21 protein-coding genes and 1 tRNA gene are annotated in these 21,842 nt (G+C 65.4%); 14 read left to right on the top strand and 8 right to left on the bottom strand.

Going from position 1 to position 21,842, the window contains the following annotated elements:
• Positions 1-8: 8 nt before the first annotated feature.
• From D3D02_RS03145 to D3D02_RS03120, 6 genes are all read left to right on the top strand, one after another.
• Positions 9-2,936, top strand: coding sequence for a DNA-directed RNA polymerase subunit A' (locus tag D3D02_RS03145; protein WP_121568531.1), 2,928 nt, complete (start codon positions 9-11; stop codon positions 2,934-2,936).
• Complete coding sequence (rpoA2, locus tag D3D02_RS03140; protein WP_121568530.1) at positions 2,929-4,164, top strand: DNA-directed RNA polymerase subunit A''; 1,236 nt, start codon at positions 2,929-2,931, stop codon at positions 4,162-4,164. The genes D3D02_RS03145 and rpoA2 overlap by 8 nt, the downstream gene beginning before the upstream one ends.
• A gap of 5 nt (positions 4,165-4,169) precedes the next feature.
• Positions 4,170-4,592 (top strand): NusA-like transcription termination signal-binding factor, encoded by a 423-nt coding sequence (locus D3D02_RS03135; protein WP_121568529.1) that lies wholly within the window; start codon positions 4,170-4,172, stop codon positions 4,590-4,592.
• A gap of 102 nt (positions 4,593-4,694) precedes the next feature.
• A complete protein-coding gene (locus tag D3D02_RS03130) occupies positions 4,695-5,654 on the top strand; it encodes a mechanosensitive ion channel family protein (protein ID WP_394337704.1) in 960 nt (319 codons plus the stop codon).
• A 226-nt stretch (positions 5,655-5,880) separates the two neighbouring features.
• Positions 5,881-6,309: a 30S ribosomal protein S12 gene (locus D3D02_RS03125; protein WP_089768796.1), complete on the top strand. Its 429-nt coding sequence runs from the start codon at positions 5,881-5,883 to the stop codon at positions 6,307-6,309.
• A 1-nt stretch (position 6,310) separates the two neighbouring features.
• Positions 6,311-6,925 carry a 30S ribosomal protein S7 gene (locus D3D02_RS03120; protein ID WP_121568528.1) on the top strand — a complete coding sequence of 205 codons (615 nt, stop codon included), beginning with the start codon at positions 6,311-6,313 and terminating at the stop codon, positions 6,923-6,925.
• Between the two features lie 94 nt (positions 6,926-7,019).
• Here the strand turns inward: D3D02_RS03120 and D3D02_RS03115 are convergent, their stop codons facing one another.
• Positions 7,020-7,793 (bottom strand): DUF5781 family protein, encoded by a 774-nt coding sequence (locus D3D02_RS03115; RefSeq protein WP_121568527.1) that lies wholly within the window; start codon positions 7,791-7,793, stop codon positions 7,020-7,022.
• A 330-nt stretch (positions 7,794-8,123) separates the two neighbouring features.
• Between D3D02_RS03115 and D3D02_RS03110 the strand changes: the two genes are divergently transcribed.
• From D3D02_RS03110 to D3D02_RS03080, 7 genes are all read left to right on the top strand, one after another.
• The gene (locus tag D3D02_RS03110; protein WP_121568526.1) at positions 8,124-10,313 is read left to right on the top strand and encodes an elongation factor EF-2; all 2,190 of its coding nucleotides are present in this window, start codon (positions 8,124-8,126) and stop codon (positions 10,311-10,313) included.
• Positions 10,314-10,469: 156 nt separating this feature from the next.
• Entirely contained in the window at positions 10,470-11,597 is a 1,128-nt protein-coding gene (locus D3D02_RS03105) for a sensor histidine kinase KdpD (protein WP_121568525.1), read from the top strand.
• Between the two features lie 235 nt (positions 11,598-11,832).
• Positions 11,833-12,459 (top strand): amino acid-binding protein, encoded by a 627-nt coding sequence (locus D3D02_RS03100; RefSeq protein ID WP_233560570.1) that lies wholly within the window; start codon positions 11,833-11,835, stop codon positions 12,457-12,459.
• A complete protein-coding gene (locus tag D3D02_RS03095) occupies positions 12,456-13,421 on the top strand; it encodes a homoserine dehydrogenase (protein WP_121568524.1) in 966 nt (321 codons plus the stop codon). The genes D3D02_RS03100 and D3D02_RS03095 overlap by 4 nt, the downstream gene beginning before the upstream one ends.
• Positions 13,422-13,578: 157 nt before the next feature.
• Positions 13,579-14,844: a translation elongation factor EF-1 subunit alpha gene (tuf, locus tag D3D02_RS03090; RefSeq protein ID WP_121568523.1), complete on the top strand. Its 1,266-nt coding sequence runs from the start codon at positions 13,579-13,581 to the stop codon at positions 14,842-14,844.
• Positions 14,845-15,153, top strand: coding sequence for a 30S ribosomal protein S10 (rpsJ, locus tag D3D02_RS03085; protein ID WP_121568522.1), 309 nt, complete (start codon positions 14,845-14,847; stop codon positions 15,151-15,153).
• 188 nt (positions 15,154-15,341) lie between these two features.
• Positions 15,342-15,413 (top strand) — tRNA-Ala (locus tag D3D02_RS03080).
• A gap of 230 nt (positions 15,414-15,643) precedes the next feature.
• Here the strand turns inward: D3D02_RS03080 and D3D02_RS03075 are convergent.
• A complete protein-coding gene (locus D3D02_RS03075) occupies positions 15,644-15,907 on the bottom strand; it encodes a HalOD1 output domain-containing protein (RefSeq protein WP_158599315.1) in 264 nt (87 codons plus the stop codon).
• 124 nt (positions 15,908-16,031) lie between these two features.
• Positions 16,032-16,847 carry a hypothetical protein gene (locus D3D02_RS03070; protein WP_121568521.1) on the bottom strand — a complete coding sequence of 272 codons (816 nt, stop codon included), beginning with the start codon at positions 16,845-16,847 and terminating at the stop codon, positions 16,032-16,034.
• A gap of 153 nt (positions 16,848-17,000) precedes the next feature.
• On the opposite strand from D3D02_RS03070, the gene D3D02_RS03065 reads away from it, so the two are divergent.
• A complete protein-coding gene (locus tag D3D02_RS03065) occupies positions 17,001-17,864 on the top strand; it encodes a DUF2250 domain-containing protein (protein WP_121568520.1) in 864 nt (287 codons plus the stop codon).
• Positions 17,865-17,930: 66 nt separating this feature from the next.
• Here D3D02_RS03065 and D3D02_RS03060 read toward each other — a convergent pair whose 3' ends face one another.
• The 5 genes from D3D02_RS03060 to D3D02_RS03040 are packed head-to-tail and all read right to left on the bottom strand — an operon-like array spanning position 17,931 to position 21,839.
• Positions 17,931-18,344: a universal stress protein gene (locus D3D02_RS03060; RefSeq protein WP_121568519.1), complete on the bottom strand. Its 414-nt coding sequence runs from the start codon at positions 18,342-18,344 to the stop codon at positions 17,931-17,933.
• 1 nt (position 18,345) lies between these two features.
• Complete coding sequence (locus D3D02_RS03055; RefSeq protein WP_121568808.1) at positions 18,346-19,095, bottom strand: ABC transporter ATP-binding protein; 750 nt, start codon at positions 19,093-19,095, stop codon at positions 18,346-18,348.
• Between the two features lie 2 nt (positions 19,096-19,097).
• Positions 19,098-19,895: an ABC transporter ATP-binding protein gene (locus D3D02_RS03050; protein ID WP_121568518.1), complete on the bottom strand. Its 798-nt coding sequence runs from the start codon at positions 19,893-19,895 to the stop codon at positions 19,098-19,100.
• The gene (locus D3D02_RS03045; protein WP_121568517.1) at positions 19,888-20,955 is read right to left on the bottom strand and encodes a branched-chain amino acid ABC transporter permease; all 1,068 of its coding nucleotides are present in this window, start codon (positions 20,953-20,955) and stop codon (positions 19,888-19,890) included. The genes D3D02_RS03050 and D3D02_RS03045 overlap by 8 nt, the downstream gene beginning before the upstream one ends.
• On the bottom strand, positions 20,952-21,839 hold the full coding sequence (locus D3D02_RS03040) for a branched-chain amino acid ABC transporter permease (protein ID WP_121568516.1): 888 nt from the start codon (positions 21,837-21,839) through the stop codon (positions 20,952-20,954). Before D3D02_RS03040 ends, D3D02_RS03045 begins: the two co-directional genes overlap by 4 nt.
• Between the last annotated feature and the right edge of the window lie 3 nt (positions 21,840-21,842).

Raw genomic sequence — 21,842 nt, 5'->3', positions numbered from 1 at the left:
CAATGTCAATGCAGACACCCAAAGAGATCGGTGCCATCCAGTTCGGGCTGATGGACCCGGAGACGTACCGAGATATGTCCGCGACGAAGATCATCACCGCGGACACGTACGACGACGACGGTTACCCAATCGATATGGGCCTGATGGACCCCCGACTCGGGGTCATCGACCCGGGACTCGAGTGCCGCACCTGCGGTTCGCACTCGGGGTCGTGTAACGGTCACTTCGGCCACATCGAACTGGCCGCGCCCGTCATCCACGTCGGCTTCACGAAGCTCATTCGCCGCCTGCTCCGCTCGACCTGCCGCGAGTGCGGCCGCCTCTCGCTGACGGCCGACGAGCAAGAGGAGTTCACCGACGCGCTGCAGCGCAACGAGGAACTCGGCGAGGACTGGACGGATGTCCTCAAATCGGGCGTCCGCCAGGCGCGGAAGGCCAGCCGCTGTCCGCACTGCGGCGCGCCCCAGCACGACATCAAACACGAGAAGCCGACCACCTACTACGAGGTGCAGGACGTGCTCGCCGGCGACTACTCCGAGCGCATCGCCTCGGCGATGCAGCCAGACCCCGACGAGGACGACAGCGGGATGTCGCCCGCCGAACTGGCCGAGAAGTCCGGCCTCGACGTTAGTCGCGTCAACGACATCCTCTCGGGCGAGTTCCGCCCCGTCGGCGACGACCGCAAGAAGATCGAGAAGGCGCTCGACGTCGACCTCACCGAGGAGGATATGAACAAGCTGATGCCCTCGGACATCCGCGACTGGTTCGAGGACATCCCCGACGAGGACATCGAGACGCTCGGGATCGACCCCAGTCGGTCGCGCCCCGAGTGGATGATCCTCACCGTGCTTCCGGTCCCGCCGGTCACCGCCCGCCCGTCGATCACGCTGGACAACGGGCAGCGCTCCGAGGACGACCTGACGCACAAGCTCGTCGACATCATCCGCATCAATCAGCGGTTTATGGAGAACCGCGAGGCGGGTGCGCCGCAGCTGATCATCGAGGACCTCTGGGAACTGCTGCAGTACCACGTCACGACCTTCATCGACAACGAGATCAGCGGGACGCCGCCGGCGCGACACCGCTCCGGCCGCCCGCTGAAGACGCTGAGCCAGCGCCTGAAGGGCAAGGAAGGTCGCTTCCGTGGCTCCCTGTCCGGGAAGCGCGTCAACTTCTCTGCGCGGACCGTGATCTCGCCGGACCCGACGCTCTCGCTGAACGAGGTCGGCGTCCCCGAGCGCGTCGCTCGCGAGATGACGCAGACGATGAACGTCTCCGAGCGGAACCTCGATCGGGCCAAGCAGTACGTCCGCAACGGCCCCGAGGGTCACCCGGGCGCGAACTACGTCAAACGGCCCGACGGCCGCCGCCTGAAGGTCACAGAGAAGAACTGCGAGGAGCTCGCAGAGAAGATCGACGCCGGCTGGGAGGTCAACCGACACCTCATCGACGGCGACATCGTGATCTTCAACCGCCAGCCGTCGCTGCACCGGATGTCGATTATGGCACACGAGGTCGTCGTGATGCCGTACAAGACGTTCCGGCTCAACACCGTCGTCTGTCCGCCGTACAACGCCGACTTCGACGGCGACGAGATGAATATGCACGCGCTCCAGACCGAGGAGTCGCGTGCGGAGGCGCGCGTCCTGATGCGCGTGCAGGAGCAACTCCTCAGCCCGCGCTTCGGTGAGAACATCATCGGCGCGATCCAGGACCACATCTCCGGGACCTACCTCCTGACGAACGGGAATCCGGAGTTCACCGAGACGCAGGCGCTCGACCTGCTCCGGGCGACGAGCATCGACACGCTCCCCGAGCCCGCCGGCGAGGACGAGACGGGCCAGCCCTACTGGACCGGCCGACAGCTCTTCAGCGAGCTCCTGCCGGACGACCTGAACCTCGAGTTCACGTCGTCTGCGGGCGACGAGGTCGTGATCGAGGACGGCCAGCTCGTCTCCGGGACGATCGACGAGGACGCCGTCGGCGCGTTCGGCGGCGAGGTCGTCGACACGCTGGCGAAGCTCCACTCGAAGACGCGCGCTCGCGTGTTCGTCAACGAGGTCGCGTCGCTGGCGATGCGCGCGATTATGCACTTCGGCTTCTCGATCGGGATCGACGACGAGTCGATCCCCGGCGAGGCCAACGCGCAGGTCGACGAGGCCATCCAGAACGCCTACGACCGCGTCCAGGAACTCATCGAGATCTACGAGGCCGGCGAGCTCGAATCGCTGCCGGGTCGGACGGTCGACGAGACGCTCGAGATGAAGATTATGCAGCAGCTCGGGAAGGCCCGTGACTCCGCCGGTGAGATCGCAGAAGATCACTTCCGCGACGACAACCCGGCGGTCGTGATGGCCCGCTCGGGGGCGCGTGGCTCGATGCTGAACCTCACGCAGATGGCCGGCTGTGTCGGACAGCAGGCCGTTCGGGGCGAGCGCATCAACCGCGGGTACGAGGGCCGGACCCTCAGCCACTACCAGAAGGACGACCTCTCGGCGGAGGCACACGGCTTCGTCGAGAACAGCTACCGTGGCGGGCTGACGCCGCGGGAGTTCTTCTTCCACGCGATGGGTGGTCGCGAGGGCCTGGTCGACACCGCAGTCCGGACGTCGAAGTCCGGGTACCTGCAGCGCCGCCTCATCAACGCCCTCTCCGAACTGGAAGCGCAGTACGACGGTACCGTCCGCGACACCTCCGGCACGGTCGTCCAGTTCGAGTTCGGCGAGGACGGCACCTCGCCCGTGAAGGTCTCCTCCTCCGAGGAGAACCCGATCGATGTCGAGAACGTCGCCGACCGCATCCTCGACGCGGAGTTCAGCTCCGATGAGGAGAAAGAACGCTTCCTCGGCCGCGAGGAGCGGCCGACCAACATCTCCGAGTACGCCGGGCCGGGACTCGACAAGGCCCAGGGTATGGGGGTAGAATCCGATGACTGAGGAGTACGAACACGTCACCGACGACATCGAGGCCATCGTGCAGGACTACAACCTGCCCGAGAGCCTCCAGCACCGTATTTACGAAACGATCGAGGACCGCGAGGGCGTCACGCTCGAACAGGCCGACGACATCGCACAGGCTATCTCCTCGCGCTACGAGGACTCCCGCGTCGACGCGCACGACCCCGTCGGGACGGTCTCTGCACAGTCCATCGGTGAGCCCGGAACGCAGATGACGATGAACACGTTCCACTACGCTGGCGTCGCCGAGATCGACGTCACGCAGGGGCTGCCGCGCCTCATCGAACTGGTTGACGCGCGGAAGACGCCCGACACGCCGATGATGACGGTCCACCTCGAAGACGAGTACGCCGAGAACCGCGAGCGCGCCCACGAGGTCGTCTGGCAGATGGAGGCGACGAAGATCCTCGCGCTCGGCGACATCTCGACGAACGTCGCCGATATGATCGTCCAGGTCGACCTCAACGAGGACACGCTGGCCGAGCGGTGGCCGACCGTCGACAGCGTCGACACCGTCGCCCAGGAGATCGCCGAGACGATCGAGGACGCCCTCGGCGTCAACACGCGCCGCTCGGAGACGCTCATCGAGTTCGGCCCCGACGAGCCGAGCTATCGACGGCTCCTCCAGCTCGTCGAGGAGCTCCGCGACATCGTCTTCAAAGGGCTCGAAGACATCTCTCGCGTCGTCATCCGCAAGGAGGACAACGAACGCACGGAGGGCGAGGAGTTCGTCCTCTACACCGAGGGATCGGCCTTCGGCGACGTCCTCTCGATCGAGGGCGTCGACGCCTCGCGGACGACGAGTAACAACATCCACGAGGTCTACCGCAATCTCGGCGTCGAAGCCGCCCGCGAAGCCATCATCAACGAGACGATGGAGACGCTGCGCGAGCAGGGCCTCGACGACGTGAACGTCCGGCACCTGATGCTCGTCGCAGACATCATGACGAACCGCGGCGAGATCGAATCGATCGGTCGGCACGGCATCTCCGGGTCGAAGGACTCCGTCCTCGCCCGCGCCGCATTCGAGGTCACGGTCAATCACCTGCTCGACGCGGCGGTCCACGGCGAGGAGGACGACCTCGACGGCGTCATCGAGAACGTCATCGTCGGCAAGCCCGTCGCGATCGGCACGGGCGACGTCGACCTCCGGATGGGCTCGATCGAGGCCGACGGCGGCACCGAAGCCGAACTGTCGGACGACTGACCCCGATGCGAGTCACGCTGTCGGACGACGCGCGCCAATTCATCGCCCGCTTCGAGGACGAGACGGGCGCCGCGGCCCGCGACTGCCTGCTGTTCGAGGACCGGGTGGTCATCCTCGTCGCCGCCGGCGATATGGGGGCCGCGATCGGTCCCGGCGGCGCGCACGTCCGGGCGGTCGAGGAGGCGATCGGTCGTGACGTCGAACTCGTCGAAAACGCCGACACGCCGGCCGCGTTCGTCGAGAACGCGCTCGCGCCCGCGGCGGTCCGACACGTGACGCTGTCCGAGCAGGGCGGCGAGCGGGTCGCGTACGTCGAAGTCCCCGAGGGCGACCGCGGCGTCGCCATCGGAAGCGAGGGCAAACACATCCAGACCGCCCGCAAACTCGCGCGCCGGCACTACGACATCGACGACATTCAGCTGACGTGACGCCGGCATTCGATCGACGTCGTCTGTGTCTGTAGCACTCCCCTGCGACCGACGTGCAAATCGCCCTATAACTTTTTGTGTCGCTGTCGCGCTCTCGGAGACGTGCACGACGGACTGCTCCAGTTCGGCGCGCTCGCTCCGGGGCAACTCGTCCCGCCCGGTACGTTCGACGCCATCGCGGGCGAATCGTACAGCGACATCGTCCGTATCGGCGTGGGGTTCACGCTCGGGACGCTCGTGACCTACGCGTTCGGACGGCTCTTCGTCCTTCCCGCAATCGCCCGCGTCGTCGCCGCGCGGAACCGAAACAACCCGACGATCGAGACGGCCGCCCAGACGTATCTGCACGCGCTGATCGTCCTCGTCGCGCTCGTCGCGGGCGTCGTCGGCGCGGGCTTCGGGCAGGTGCTGACCGACATCTCGATCATCGCCGCCGCGCTGACGCTCGTCGTCGGCGCGTCCAGCCAGAAACTCGTCGGATCCCTCGTCAGCGGCATCTTTCTGGTCGCGGATCCGGACTTCAACGTCGGCGACTGGATCGGCTGGCCGGGCGGCGAGGGCGTCGTCGAGGCGGTCGACTTCCGGGTGACGCGAATCCGGACGCCGAACGACGAGACGATCATCGTCCCGAACACGGAGTTGACCGCGAACGCGCTCACGCGGCCGTACGGGCGCGAACAGTACCGCGTCACCGAGCCGGTCGAGGTGGCCTACGGCGACGACGTCGAACTGGCGCTCCGAGAACTCGTGGAAGTCGCTCGGGCGGACGACCGCGTGCTCGAAGACCCCGATCCGACGTCGAAACTCGTCTCCTTCGAGGGGAGTTCGGTGCGGATCCGGGCGGACTTCTGGGTCGGAGACCCGATGGACGCCGACCTCGTGACGCTCAAATCCGACTTCCGCCGGCGCGTGAAAGCACGGTTCGACGAGGTCGGTCTGACGCTCGGACCGCCGTCGGGACAGGAACTCAGCGGTTCGGTGTCGGTCGACGTCGAGGACGGGCTGGCACCGGGTGTCGGACGCGACGGCGGCAGCGACGGCCGGTACGGCGACGGGAGTTGACGCGCGGCCTCGGTCCGCAGTGCCCGCGTGTTCGCCTCCGGTGCTCTCACACCGAAACGACACGTTCTCCGCGCCGTTCAGCCCCTCTCCACTCGCGAGCGACTGTATCCCGAATCGAAACGACGGCCTCAGAATCCTTCTTAGGGGTCGCTAACCCGACCTGCGCCCGTTTCGTCGGATCGGAAAAGGGAGGCTTAAGTAGCTCCGACGGGAAATCCGGGTCACTATGGCGAACGGCAAGTACGCCGCGCGGAAACTCAAGCAGGACCGGCAGAAGCGACGCTGGTCCGACTCCGAGTACGCGCGACGCGAGCGCGGTCTTGGCGCGAAGTCCGATCCCCTCGAGGGAGCCCCGCAGGGTCGCGGGATCGTCCTCGAAAAGGTCGGGATCGAAGCGAAGCAGCCCAACTCGGCGATCCGAAAGTGCGTCCGAGTGCAGCTGATCAAGAACGGCAAGCAGGTCACCGCCTTCTGTCCCGGTGACGGTGCGATCTCGTTCATCGACGAGCACGACGAAGTCACGATCGCCGGGATCGGCGGCGCGAAGGGTCGCGCGATGGGTGACCTTTCCGGCGTGAACTACAAGGTCGAGAAGGTCAACGGCGTCTCGATGATCGAACTGGTCCGCGGTAACGCAGAGAAACCGGTGCGCTAAGATGTCTGAGAGCGAAGCCCCCGAACCCGACGCCCCCGCAGACAGCGAGGAAGCCGAGACGAACGCACAGCTGTTCGGCGTCTGGGACGTCACCGAGATCGAGTACGCGGACCCCTCGACGGAGCGCTACATCAACGTGACGCCGATCGCCCACACGATGGGCCGTCACGCATCGAAACAGTTCAAGAAATCCGAGATCAGCATCGTCGAGCGCCTCGTCAACCGCCTGATGCAGACCGAGGAGAACACGGGCCACAAGCAGAAGACGATGAAAATCGTCAAGAACGCCTTCGAGATCGTCAACGACCGGACCGAGGAGAACCCGATCCAGGTCCTCGTCCGCGCGGTCGAGAACGCCGCACCCCGTGAGGAGACCGTCCGCCTCAAGTACGGTGGCATCTCCGTTCCGCAGGCCGTCGACGTCGCGCCCCAGCGCCGCGTCGACCAGGCGCTGAAGTTCATCGCCGAAGGGACCCAGCGCGGCTCCTACAAGACGCCGCAGGGCGCCGACGAAGCGCTCGCACAGGTGCTCCTCGGTGCGGCCGACTACGACGTTCAGTCGTACGCCATCAGCCAGAAAGAAGAGTCCGAGCGCGTCGCCGAAGCGGCCCGGTAGACCGTTCGCAGTCGCGACTCCTCGAACACGTTCGTTTTCTCTCTGCGCTTTCGGTCTTCTGCGGTCTGTCTCCTCGTACTTCTATCCGACAGTATCAGTCGGCAGCGACGTCGCCGCGAGCGTCACCCGGTTCACCGACCACGTACGCGCGGGTGGCGTCGACCAGCGTCTTCCGGTAGTCGCTGTCCGAGGGGTCCTCGCCGAGTGAGCGGAAGCGCCGCTTGAACGCGTCGAGATCGACGGTCGGGGCGTCGTCGGCGGCCGCGTGCGCTAAGTCGTAGAGCCGGTGTTCGGGGTCGATCACGCCGTGGCGCTCGACGAGGCCGAGCGCGAACGCCGCGTTGACGGCCGTGATCTCGGGGTCCGAGCCGGCGGTGACGCGGCGGGAGTCGGGCCACGGTGCGGGGTCCGAGCGAGTCGCCACCGCGCGCGCGAGCTCGGATTCGAGGAAGGAGACCAGTTTCTCCGGGGGCATCACCGAGAGTGTGATGTCGTCGGCGTAGATGTCCTTCATGTGATTCGCGATCTGATAGCAGTGTGCGACCTTCCGCCGCTCGACTGACTCGCCCGACAGCGCGAGAAAGAGCGCCTCTTCCGTTTTGAGGTGATGCGAGGCGTGGCCCTCCTCGTTGCGGGCCATATGCGCGAGCTCGTGGACGATCAACTCGCGGGCCATCGCGCTCGTCGCCGCCTGTCGGGAGATGTTCAGGACGTGGTGGTCGTCGTAGTGCGCCGCCCAGGTTCGCTCGTCGGGGTCCGTCCGAACGTCGACGTACACCGGCAGTTCGAGGTCGTACTCGGTCTCGAAGAGTTCGCCAGCGCCGAGAAACGGGTCGGCCGGGACGTCCCCGCGTACTCGCAGGTCCATGCGTATCTCTCTCACGGGGTGGCCGAACAAGACTCTTACTCTGCTGTGAATCCGCTGTCGGGTGTCTGCGGACGTAGTGGACGGCTCGGCCGCGACCCGACGGTCTGGGTTGTCGCGGTCGGCGCCGGCCCCGCCTAATGATTACTCTCACTGTTTACCGCCGAGCGCCACTCCCGGTGGCGATGGTCGGCGGTAAGAGACGAGAGTAATCATTAGCCACCCTACTGTGTCAAAACGAGGCATACCCTGGGCAGCGACCGCCGTATCCGGCGATTTCGCCACCGGCAAAACACTACCCTTTTGACCCTCCTGCCGGTACAGGCTCGTATAATGGGCCGACGAAAGAAGATCGTACAAGAGTGTGAGCAATTGATGGACAAACCGGAGCAGATCCGGAACATCGCCATCGCCGCTCACGTCGACCACGGGAAGACCACGCTGACGGACAACCTCCTCGCCGGGGCGGGAATGATCGCCGACGAGGGCGAGGCGACCCGTCTGATGATGGACACGGAGGAAGACGAACAGGAACGTGGGATCACCATCGACGCGGCGAACGTTTCGATGACCCACGAGTACGGTGAGGACAACCACCTGATCAACCTCATCGACACGCCCGGCCACGTCGACTTCGGTGGCGACGTGACGCGTGCGATGCGCGCCGTCGACGGTGCGCTCGTCGTCGTCGACGCCGTCGAGGGCGCGATGCCCCAGACCGAGACGGTCGTCCGGCAGGCGCTGCGTGAGGGCGTCAAGCCCGCGCTGTTCATCAACAAGGTCGACCGACTCATCTCCGAACTGCAGGAAGGACCCCAGGAGATGCAGGAGCGGCTGATGGACGTCATCGGCGACGTCAACGAACTCATCCGCGGGATGACCGAGGATATGGACGACGTCGACGACTGGACGGTCTCCGTCGAAGACGGCACCGTCGCGTTCGGATCGGCGCTCTACAAGTGGGGCGTCTCCGCGCCGTCGATGGCCGAGACCGGCATCGGCTTCCCCGAGATCATCGAGATGGAGCGCAACGACCAGCGTCGTGAACTCCACGAGCAGACGCCGCTCTCGGACGTCGTCCTCGACATGGTCGCCGAGCACTTCCCGGACCCGCTCGACGCCCAGCCCCGCCGTATCCCGCGCGTCTGGCGTGGCGACGACGAGTCCGAGATCTCCCGGCAGATGCAGGAAGTCGACGACGACGGCGAGGTCGTCTTTATGGTGACCGACATCTCGATGGACCCGCACGCTGGCGAAATCGCCACCGGGCGGCTGTTCAGCGGGACGATCAAGCAGGGCCAGGAGCTCTACGTCTCCGGGACCGCGGGCAAGAACCGCGTCCAGTCGGTCGGGATCTTCATGGGCGGCGAGCGCGAGGAGCTCGACCGCGGCGTTCCCGCCGGGAACATCGCGGCCGTGACTGGCCTCCGCGACGCCATCGCCGGTTCTACCGTCTCGTCCATCGAGATGACGCCGTTCGAGTCGATCGAGCACATCTCCGAGCCGGTCATCACGAAGAGCGTCGAGGCGAAGAATATGGACGACCTGCCGAAGCTCATCGAGACGCTCCAGCAGGTCGCGAAGGAAGACCCGACCATCCGCGTCGAGATTAACGAGGACACCGGCGAGCACCTCATCAGCGGGCAGGGCGAGCTTCACCTCGAAGTCATCACCCAGCGTATCCAGAAGAACCAGGGCATTCCGGTCCAGACCGGTGAGCCGATCGTCGTCTACCGCGAGGCTCCCCAGCAGGAGTCCCGCGAGGTCGAGGGCGTCTCCCCGAACCGCCACAACAAGTTCTACATCACCGTCGAACCCCTCTCGGACGACGTCGTCGAGACGATCAAGCTCGGCGAGGCCTCGATGGATATGCCGGAACTGGAGCGCCGCGAAGCGCTGCAGGAAGCCGGAATGGACAAAGACACCTCCCAGAACGTCGAGCACATCCACGGGACGAACATCCTCATCGACGACACGAAGGGTATCCAGCACCTCAACGAGACGATGGAACTCGTCATCGAGGGCCTCGAAGAGGCCCTCAACGACGGTCCGCTGGCCAACGAGCCCGTCGAGGGTGCGCTCCTCCGACTGCACGACGCGAAGCTCCACGAGGACACCATCCACCGCGGTCCGGCACAGGTCATCCCCGCCGTCCGCGACGCCGTCCACCGCTCGCTGATCGACGCCGACATCAAGCTGCTCGAACCCATCCAGAACGTCCGCATCGACGTTCCCTCCGAACACATGGGATCGGCGTCCGGCGAGATTCAGGGCCGTCGTGGCCGCGTCGACGACATGTACCAGGAAGGTGACCTGATGGTCATCGAGGGCATCGCGCCCGTCGAAGAGATGATCGGCTTCTCCTCGGACATCCGCTCTGCGACCGAAGGTCGCGCGTCGTGGAACACCGAGAACGCCGGCTTCCGCGTGCTCTCGGACAATCTCCAGCGCGAGAAGATTATGGAGATCCGCGAGCGCAAGGGGATGAAGCTCGAACTCCCCAGCTCCGTCGACCAGTTCTAAGCGACGACGAGCCGATTTCGGCTCACTCTTTCGTCGGCCCGCCGGTTCGCTTTCGCGTTCGGTCGCCGACCGTTCGATCGCGTTCTGCTCCGATTCTTCCGCCCGATAGCCGGGCCAGTACTTTCAAACAGCCGTTGGTCTTCTTTCGAACGATCTATGCGAACGCGACTTCTCACCCTGATCGATCAACTCGGGTTCGGATCGCCACCCGAGGCGGTCGCGCCGACCGGACCGTCGCCGGTGCGCGTTGCCGCCAGCGCTGTCGTCTCGCTCACTGGGGTCGGGTTGCTCGTGCCGAATCTGTTCCCGCTTTTGGACGGCGGCGGCCCGCTGGCGGTCGTGCTCGGCGTCGTCGGAACGCTCGTCTCGATCGGCCTGATCGCCATCGGCGGCCTCCTGTACGTCAGCGGATTCAGCGACCGCAACGCGGTCCGCATCGCGGTCTGGAACCTCCTCGGCGTCGTCGTCCTCGGGAGCGTGATGATCGCACACGCGTACGCGCAGAACCGACTGTCCGGCGGAATCGCGCCGTCGATGTTCACCGTCGGCAATCTGCTGGCGATCGGCGCGGCGGCGCACGTCATCATCGGCGTCTACGACGCCCGCCGGGTGCGTGCGGAACAACTCGCCCGGGAGCGGCGGCGGACGGCGGTGCTGAACCGCGTGCTTCGACACAACCTCCGAAACGAGGCGCAGGTGCTCACGGGGCACGCCGATATCGTCGCCACCGTCCCGGACGACGACCAGATCCGACAGTCTGCGGCCGTCTTAAAGCGCAGCGCCGACACAGTCGGGAGCCTCGCCGACGGCGCGAAGACGATCACGCGGGAGCGCGACCGCGGTCCCGAGGAGTACGACGCGACCGATCCGACGGCCGTGTTCGAAGACGCCGTCGCACACGCCCGGGACCGATTCACCGAGACCGACTTCGCGTTCGACGCGCCCGACGATCTCGGCGGGACTGTCCGCGCCAGCGACGGGCTCCGGACGGCGCTCGACGAACTGCTCGAAAACGCCGCCGAACACGGCGGATCGCCGATCGAAGGATCGGTTCGCATCCGTCCCGACGTGGTCGAGCTTTCGGTCACCGATCACGGGACCGGCATCCCCGAGCACGAGCGGAAAGTCGTCGCGGGCGACGTGGACATCACCCAGTTGACGCACGGCAGCGGGCTCGGACTCTGGGTCGCGAAGACTGTCGCAGACACCCACGGCGGGTCGCTGTCGTTCACCGAGACCGACGACGCGACGACGGTGACGCTGTCGCTGCCGCGAGCGGCCTGATATTCTCTTCGGGGCTCCCGTCTGCTCCTCCGCCTCCCGTATCGATGCGCCGGGTTGGGACGCCGGCAATGCGTGCCATCGACGAAGGCTTATATCGGTCCGGGGGTTGACCTTGGAGTATGCGTACGGGAACGACCTCACGATCCCGAGCCATCGATGCGAGACCGGACCGTTGTGCCGTCTCTCACCGCACATCGGCTCGTGAGGCACTGAACCTCTCGGGAGTGATCTGTCTATGACGTCTGCGCTGAACTCCGAGTCCGAAGCCGACGCCGAATCCGACGACCGGACGCGGTCGCAGTCGTGTGGTTCGCGCGGCGATTCGGACGTCGACACCGGCGCCGACGGACAGCCACAGCCACACACGATCCGGCTCGAACTCCCCGACCAGCCGGGACAGCTTCTCGCCGCGCTGGAGCCCATCTCCGAAAACGGCGGGAACCTCCTGTCGATCTTCCACGAGCGCGGGAACGTCACGCCGCGCGGCCGCATTCCGGTCGAAGTCGACGTCGAGGCCACGCCGGACCGCTTCGACGCCATCGTCTCGGCACTCCGTGACGGGGGCGTCAACGTGGTGCAGGCGGGCGCCGAACACTACGCCGAGGAGGTCGTCGTGCTGCTCGTCGGCCACTTAGTCGATACGGACCTCTCGGATACGCTCCGCCGGATCGAGCAGTGCCCCGCGGCCTCGATTGCGGACTTCTCGCTGAACGCACCCGAGGGCCGGACCGATACGTCGAGCGCGCGCCTCCGGATAGCGACGCGCGCCGGCGCGACCGCCGAGGCATTGGAGATGGTCTCCGAAATCGCCGAGGAGAAAGAACTGCACGTCGTCGAACCCCTCACGGGAGGTGCGGCATGAGCGACGGAAAGCGACTCGCCGTCGTTGGCGCGGGCGCGGTCGGCGGCTCCGTCGTCGACCTCGCCGCGGAGTACGGTCACACCGTCGTCGCCTTCGCAGACTCCTCGTCGGCGGTCGTCGCCGGCGACGATTCCGGGATCGACGCGGCTGCGGCCCTCGACCGCAAGGCCGACGAGGGCACCGTCGGCGACGCCGACCCCGACGACGCGCTGCACGCCGACTACGACGTCCTCGTCGAGGCGACGCCGACGACGCTCGGCGACGCCGAACCGGGCTTCTCGCACCTGCGGACCGCGCTGGAGCGCGACCGCCACGTCGTGCTCGCGAACAAGGGACCGGTCGCCGAACGCTACGGCGACGTCCGCGACCTGGAGCGAAACAGCGCGGGACAGGTCCGATTCGAGGCGACCGTCGGCGGCGCGATTCCGATCGTCTCGACGGTCGAGGATCTCTCGCCGTCGCACGTCACCGCCGCGCGCGGCATCCTCAACGGGACGGCGAACTTCATCCTCTCGCGGATGGCCGCCGAGGGCATCGACTACGAGCACGTCCTCGCGGAGGCCCAGGACCTCGGCGTCGCCGAGGCGGACCCGACGTTCGACGTCGAGGGGACCGACGCCGCGCTGAAGTGCGTCATCCTCGCGAACGTCCTCTCGGAGGGCGAACAGGAGTTCACACTCTCGGACGCCGACGTCGAGGGTATCACGAACGTGCCGGGCAGCGCGCTCGAACTCGCCGCCGAGGACGGACGGACGATCCGCCTCGTCGGTGAGGCGACGCGCGATGGCATCCGTGTGGGCCCGCGCCTGGTCCCGCAGAACGCCGCGCTCGCGGTGACGGGCACGCGGAACATCGTGCAACTGGAGACGACGCACGCCGGGCAACTGAACCTCAGCGGCCGCGGTGCGGGCGGTCCCGAGACCGCTTCGGCGGTGCTCGGCGACGTCGGACGACTCGAATAACGGGGGGTCGGACCACCTCGGGGTCGCTCGAAATGGCGTGGTAGATGCTCCCACAAACCGCGATACTCCGGCGTTTCGGCCGTCTACGTATCGAAATGGTTTTAGGGCTTTCTGGCCAAAGTCGTCGGTACAGAGCGCCTTAGCGCGTGACCCACCTATGAGTGACAAACCGCACCAGAACCTGGCCATCATTGGCCACGTCGACCACGGTAAGAGTACGCTGGTCGGGCGACTCCTGTTCGAGACAGGGTCCGTCCCCGAGCACGTAATCGAGCAGCACCGAGAGGAAGCCGAAGAGAAGGGCAAAGGCGGATTCGAGTTCGCCTACGTGATGGACAACCTCGCCGAAGAGCGCGAGCGTGGTGTCACCATCGACATCGCCCACCAGGAATTCGACACCGACGAGTACTACTTCACCATCGTCGACTGTCCGGGCCACCGCGACTTCGTGAAGAACATGATCACGGGCGCGTCCCAGGCAGACAACGCGGTCCTCGTCGTCGCCGCAGACGACGGCGTCGCGCCGCAGACCCGTGAGCACGTCTTCCTCGCCCGCACCCTGGGCATCAACGAGCTCATCATCGGCGTGAACAAGATGGACCTCGTCGACTACAGCGAGGACTCCTACAAGGAGGTCCAGGAGGAGGTCAACCAGCTCCTCAAGCAGGTCCAGTTCAACTCCGACGACGCGCTGTACATCCCGATCTCCGCGTTCGAGGGCGACAACGTCGCCGAAGCGTCGGAGAACACGTCGTGGTACGACGGCCCCACCCTGCTGGAAGCGCTGAACAACCTGCCGGAGCCGCAGCCGCCGACGGACGCGCCGCTGCGCCTGCCGATCCAGGACGTCTACACGATCTCGGGCATCGGTACGGTCCCGGTCGGACGTGTCGAGACGGGTACCATCAGCCCCGGCGACAACGTCTCCTTCCAGCCGTCGGACGTCGGCGGCGAGGTCAAGACCGTCGAGATGCACCACGAAGAAGTGCCGCAGGCCGGCCCCGGTGACAACGTCGGGTTCAACGTCCGCGGCATCGGTAAGGACGACATCCGTCGCGGTGACGTCTGTGGTCCCGCAGACGACCCGCCGTCGGTCGCCGAGACCTTCAAGGCCCAGATCGTCGTGATGCAGCACCCCTCGGTCATCACCGCGGGTTACACGCCGGTCTTCCACGCCCACACGGCGCAGGTCGCGTGTACGATCGAATCGATCGATCAGAAGCTCGACCCCGCCTCGGGCGAGGTCGCAGAAGAGAACCCCGACTTCATCCAGTCCGGCGACGCTGCTGTCGTGACCGTGCGACCGCAGAAGCCGCTCAGCATCGAGCCGTCGGGCGAGATCCCGGAACTCGGGTCCTTCGCAGTCCGTGACATGGGTCAGACCATCGCGGCCGGCAAGGTCCTCGAGGTCAACGAGCGATAGATGCAGCAGGCACGCGTCCGCCTCGCCGGGACCAGCCCGGACGACCTCGACGACATCTGCGACGACGTTCGCGAGATCGCGAGCAAGACGGGGGTCAACCTCAGCGGACCGATCCCGCTGCCGACGAAGACGCTCGAAGTGCCCGCACGGAAGTCCCCGGACGGTGAGGGGACCGCTACCTGGGAGCACTGGGAGATGCGCGTCCACAAGCGTCTCATCGACATCGACGCCGACGAACGCGCGCTCCGGCAGCTGATGCGGATTCAGGTGCCCAACGACGTCAGCATCGAGATCGTCCTCGAAGACTGAGGACGGTCGGACTGCGTCCGACTGCACGACGCCCCCTTCCGGCCCGCGCGGTCTCACGACTGCACCGGGTGACGGCGCTAAGGCGTCGGCGTCACCGCCGTGACGTCTCTTTCGGTGGTGTGATAGCGCGTCTCGCGCTGCGAGCGAAACAGAAGGTACAAATGATCCGCTGTCTTCGAACGTAATGCGGGCTCGTAGATCAGGGGTAGATCGCTTCCTTCGCAAGGAAGAGGCCCGGGGTTCAAATCCCCGCGAGTCCACTCACTCCGTTCGTTCTCTCGCTTGATCCCGTTCGCGCTACTCCCGGGACCCCGCGAGTCCACTCTCACTCTCTTGACGCAACCCAAGGAGGTGTAACTCCGTCAGTCGTCCGACCAGCCGCTCATATTGCGTGATGGAGTATCTGTCCGAACGGATTTCCGAAGCCGCAGTCGAGTCTCCCCGAACGAAAAATAGCCTTTGTGGGGCGCGAGGCTCGGCGTTGTCTCCGTCAGTCGTCGCCAACGACCGCTTCAGTGGGTGACCCGCGCGTGAAGGTCCCGGTCAGATGCACGCCGCCGTCGCTGTCGACTGTGATTTCACAGTCCGCGTGCTCGAACGAGATCTCGCCGTCGGACATCGAATCTACGAGCTCGTTCAGCGCGTCCGGGTCGACGGACTCGTACAGCGGCGGCAACGTCGCAGGATCGGTATCGGTCGCCTCGGCCACGGCTCGGATAACCCGCTCGGAGACGGTCCGCATCGTTTCAACCATATGCTAACTAAAGACAACTAAAACATAAACATTCGTCAGACAAGTATAATATTATCTATGTGTACGAGCGGCACCGCTCGCACAGCGTCGTCCTCGCGTAGGAAGTTCGTCCTCGCGTAGGAAGTCACATCTCCACTTTCGCGCTCTGGAGATACCGCCGTGCCGTGCGCCTTGCCTCGCTCCCTTCGCGGACCAGCGTCGGTTCGGTGACCGCCTCGGAGAACCGGTCGGGGTCCGGCGTGACTCGCGCTAACATCTCGGAGAACTCCGATTCGTGCCGCCCGCCGGCGGAGACGATGCCGCCGTATTTACGCTCCGAGAAGGGCGCTTCGTCGGGACTAGGGAACTCATCGCGGATGATCTGTGCGGTCTGACGGAGATATTCGGCGGCCTGCTTCTGTTCGTACTGGCTCTCGTTGAAGTACTGCTGGGAGTACGTTTCGTCGGCGTCGACGGTCGTGTGCTCCGGCGACTCGAAGGGAATCGACTCCGTCGTGGTGTAGTCGTCGGTGAATCGGAGATTGACCGTGAAACTATCCGGATAGCGCAGGATGAGCGGGAAAAACAGCATCTCCGAGATGGTCGAACGCTGTTGGATCCGCCACAGACCTTCGGTGTAGTACGCGGTGAGGCGCCCGATTCGGTCGTTGCGCTCGCCTCTGAGGTACTCGCGGGCGACCGACTCGTAGTTCTCGCCAGCGAGATGGCGGAGTCGCCCCTCGAACGTCGTGGCGACGCGCTGTACCTCCTCCTCGTACGCGTCCGCCACCGAGACGGCAGGATCGGCGAGCAACTCCGCCTTCCGCTCGCGACCCTCGGCGATGGTCTGCATATTGCTGTGAAACATCCTCTCGGCGTCCTCGTCCGGGAGCGGCGTTCTCACTGCGTAGCCCCGTAACACCCCTGCCCCTCCATCGGCCCGAGGTTCCAGCGTCGCCATACGGCTAACGCTATGCGTCAAATACATAATAAGTCTGGGATTGCGAGTCTCTGTGGTCGCCACGGCGCCGTCGCACACACCCTAATCCGTGTCTCTCCCGACCGACGGCTCCGTACATACTTACGTCTCACACGCCTACGATCGCTCGACAGGATGGTTTCGGAGGCAGAGATCGAACGCCTGCGGCGGGAAGCTGACACGATTCTCACGCGGATTCAGGCGGTCGAGGAGACACTCGCACGGGCGCGTGAGAACCCGGGCGACCACTGGGACGACGGTGAACTCACGACGACGCTTGCGACGCCCCAGGGAGAGCCCATCGACGTCCGCCTGGACTTCGACGCCGACGCGGCGGAGAACGCCCAGCACCGCTACGAGAGAGCCGCTGAACTGGAAGCTGAACTCGAACGACAGCGCGCCGTCGTGGGACAACTCGCACCGCTGCCGGCCGATCCGATCGCGTACCTCGTCTGCTATCACCTCGACACCGTCGAAGGAAACTATCCGCGGTCGATAGCGGGCCACCTCGACGCCGAACGGAACCACGTCGAAGACCTCTGTTCGGAGATGGAAACGGCCGGCCTCCTCGAACGCGTTGAGTCGGGGACGGTCAAGCAACGACGAGTAAAGGCAAAGCAAGCCGACGAAGTCCGCCAGCATCACACCTACTACCGGCTTTCACGCGAGGGCGATCACCTCCTCCGGTTCCTCTCGGAGCGTGAGGGGAAACTGAACGTGCTCCGGCACCTCCAGGACGGCCAGCGCATCGCGACGCGACTCGCACGCGGCGGCCCTGACTACCCTCGAATGACGGCAGAAGAACTCGAGATGGACTTCGAGTACGTCCGTCATCTCTATCGGGCGCTGCAGCGCGTCGGCCTCGTGACGACCTACGAGGGTAGCACGATCAAAGGGAGCGAACGGAAACTGAAACCGAAATCAGAGACGCACCGCAAACACACCTACTACGTGACGACGCCAGTCGCAGAGCAGTTGCTCCGAGACCTCGACGACTGAATCGCGGCGGTGTGTCCTGGCGTTCCGAGGAGAACAGAACGGTGAGCGTCTGCGCCGGCGCCGCTCTCAGTCAGGCGTGGGACCGACTACCGTGACTGGCACGTCGGCCTTGAGGATCACCTGCTGGGCGACGCTGCCGAAGATCGCTTTTCCGGCGGGCGAGCGCTGTCGCGATCCCATCGCGACGTGATCGACCTCGAACTCCGCGGCGATGTCGAGGATGCCCTCGGCGGGCGGGTGACGCGCCTCTGCGAGTTCGACCGTGATCCCTCGTTCGTCGAGGGCGTCGCGGACGAGTTTCACCGTATCCACGCGCTCGACGTTCCGGAGTTCCTCCGGTGCGTCGGCCTCCGCGCTAGTCAGCGTGTGCGTCACGACGACGCTGATGTCGCTGTCGGCTGCCGGGAGTCCAGCGACGAACGCGGCCTGTGCACGGGCACGGTCTTCGTCGTCGTCGACGGGAAGGAGTATGCGGTACATCTTAGCCTCCGAGGTAGAGCCGGCCGACCTCCTCGTCGTTGAGGAGTTCGGTGCCGGTGCCGGTGAACTTGATCTCGCCGCTCGCGAGCACGAACCCGCGGTCGGCGACCGAGAGACCTTTCTCGGCGTTCTGTTCGACCAGGAGAATCGTCGTCCCGAGGTCGTTGAGCTGTTGGATCCGCTCGAAGACGTCGTCGATGAAGCGCGGTTCGAGCCCGATCGAGGGCTCGTCGAGCATCATCACTTCGGGGTCGACCATCAGCGCACGTGCCAACTCGAGCAGGCGGCGCTGCCCGCCCGAGAGCGTGCCGGCCTTCTGTCCGCGGATGTCGCCCAGGACGGGGAACTCGTCGTACAACTCCTCGGCGCGCTTTTCGGCGCGCTCGTCGTCGTCGAAGATGTACCCGCCCATCAGCATATTCTCGTGGACGCTCATTCCGGGGAAGACGCTCGCCTCTTGAAGGACGTAGCTCATCCCGTTGGCGAGGTTCTCCTGGGGCGAGCGCCCGGTGATGTCCTCGCCGCGGAGTTTGACGGTCCCGTCTTTCACGTCGGCGAAGCCGTAGATGCTCTTCATCAGCGTCGACTTCCCCGAGCCGTTCGGCCCGATGAGACAGGCGATCTGTCCGTCTTCGACGGCGATGTTCACGTCGTGTAGGACGGTCGTGTTGCCGTAGCCCGCGACGACGTGGTTCATCTCCAAGAGCGGATCGGACGTGGACTGTGAGTCCGCGTCGGACGTCGTTGCCACGATCACTCCCTCCCGAGATACGCGTCGAGGACGCGCTGATCGTTCTGAATCTCTTCGGGCGTGCCCTCGGCGATGCGCTCGCCGTGGGCGAGGACGTAGATGCGGTCGGCGATTTCCATAACGAAGTCCATATTGTGTTCGATGAGGAAGATCGTCGCCTCCTCGTCTTCGTTGGCCGTTCGGATGTACTCGATGAGGTTCTCCAGCATCGAGGGGTTGATTCCCCCGGCCGGCTCGTCCATCAACAGCAGATCCGGTTCGGCCATCAACTCCATCGCGAACTCGATGAGTTTCTGCTGGCCGAAGCTCAGCCGGCCCGCGCGGGTCTCCGCGAGGCCGCCGAGGTCGACGTAGTCCAGCAGTTCTTCCGTTCGTTCGATGAGCGTGTCGTCGGGCCGGCGAAGGAGACTCCCGACGTTGGCGCCACCCTCCTGGGCGGCCAACAGCAGGTTCTTCCGGACGGTCATATCGCCGAAGATCCGGGTCTCTTGGAACATCCGGCCGAGCCCGGCCCGGGCGATCTTGTACTCGGGCCAGTCGGTGACGTCCTGCCCCTGGAGGTAGACGCGACCCTCGTCGGCGCTGAGCGTCCCCGTGATACAGTTGAACAGCGTGGACTTGCCAGCGCCGTTCGGGCCGATGAGGCCGACGATTTCGCCTTTCTGTACTTCGACGTCGACGTCGTCGACGGCGGTGAGGCCGCCGAAGCGCTTTGTGACGCCGTCGGTTCGGAGCACCGCGCGGTCGCTGTCGGTCGCGGCCGCTGCAGTGCGCGCGTCGGGCTCTGTCGCTTCACTCATCGGCTGTCACCTCCGTATCCTCGCCGCTGTCGACGGCGGCCATCCCGCCGCGCTCGTAGTACGCCATCTCGCTGGCGTACTCCCGGAGCGTGCCGACCACGCCCTCGGGGAAGCCGATCACCGTCACGATGACCGCGCCGCCGAGCAACACGAGTTGCCAGCCGACGAACGCCGTCTCGACGAACTCGATGAGCGTGTGGAGACCGAAGGCGCCGATGACCGGTCCGGCGACGGTGCCGGAACCGCCCAGAAGCGCCATCGCGATGAGTTCGACGTTCCACGCGCCGTTGTAGGCCGTCTGCGGGTCGATGAAGGTGTTGAACAGGCTGTAGGTCCCGCCCGCGACGCCGGTAAACAGCGCGGCCAGCATCCACGCGGCGGTCTTGTAGTAGGTCGTGTTGAACCCCATCGCGGTCGCTTTCTCCTCGTCGTCGCGGATGGCGTTCAAGATGAAGCCGAACCGCGTGTTCGAGAGGTAGTAGATGAGCGCCATCTCGACGATGAGCACGCCGAAGAACAGGTAATAAAACACTGTTCCCGAGGGGACCTGCAGCAGGATCTTCCCGCTGGCTCCGCCCGTGATGTCGAGGTTCCGTGAAATCTGCTGGGCCGCGAGGAGAACGCCGAGCGTCGCGATGGCGAAGTAGTGCCCGCGAAGCCTGAGGACGGCGGCGCCGATGAGCGCCGCGAACATAACGGCCAACAGTCCGGCGGCGATCAACGCGAGCGGGAACGCGACGGCGAAGTCCTTGACGAGGATCGCCGTCGCGTACGCGCCGATCCCGAAGAAGGCCATATTCCCGAAACTCGGGTAGCCGGTCTGGCCGCCGACGAGGTCCCACGAGAGCGCCAGGATGGCGAACAGGTACATCTCGGAGACGACCGTCATATAGTAGCCCTGTTCGAGACCGAGCAGGGGCGGAAGCGCCCCGACGACGGCCCCGAGAGCCAGCAGTTTCCAGCCGTTTTCGCCACAGAAGTCGAAGACGCGGTCGACCTGATTGGGGGGGAGCACCGTCCGGAGCAGTCCGGTACTGTCCTCGGATTCGCTCGTGCTCATTGTTCAGCCCCCTCGCCGAACAGGCCGTTCGGCTTGACTACCAAGAGGACGATGAGCAGCGTGAAACTCACTGCGAGCGTCCACTGCGAGGAGACGAACCCCGCGGTCAGTTCCTCGACCGAGCCGAGTAGCAGTCCGCCGACGAGCGCGCCGGGGATCGAGCCGACGCCGCCGAACACGACGATGACGAAACTCTTGAGCGTGTAGATGAGGCCCATCTGTGGCTGAATGTTGAGGATCGTCGCGATGAACGCGCCGACGCCGCCTGCGATGGCCGACGACACCCCGAACGTGACCGCACGGGTGTGTTCGACGTCGATGCCGACCAGCGCGGCGGCCTCGGGGTTCTGTGAGACGGCCCGAATCGCCCGGCCTGTCCGCGTCCGCTGTAAGAACACGTAGAGCGCGACGGTCAGGAGGATCGCGCCGACGAACGCGATCAGTTTCATCTTCGGGATGACGAGACCGGCGGCGACGAGCGACGGATCGGCGAACGAAACCTGGATCGAACGAGGGTTCGCCGACCACGCCTGGATCGCCAACTGCTGGATCGCGATGCTGATGCCGAAGGTGACAAGCAGCGTCAGGAAGATGTCGGTCCCGATGACGCGCGAGACGAGCGTCCGCTGGAGCGCGTACCCGACGGCGTACAGCACGCCGATCGCGGCCGGAATCGTCACCAAGAACAGCGCTGGCGACCCTTCGGCGTTTCCGGTGATGAGGCTCAGCACCCAATAGGAGGTGTAGCCGCCGAGCATCACCATCTCGCCGTGGGCGAGGTTGATGATGTCGACGACCCCCCAGATGAGCGCGAATCCGACGGCTACCGCCGCAAATAGCGCGCCGACGAGCAGGCCGTTGACGACGAACTGCGTTACTGCCATCGG

This window comes from Halobellus sp. Atlit-38R (assembly GCF_003665925.1).
Classification (GTDB): Archaea; Halobacteriota; Halobacteria; order Halobacteriales; family Haloferacaceae; genus Haloquadratum; species Haloquadratum inordinatus.
This window is presented reverse-complemented; position numbering and strand designations above follow the sequence as displayed.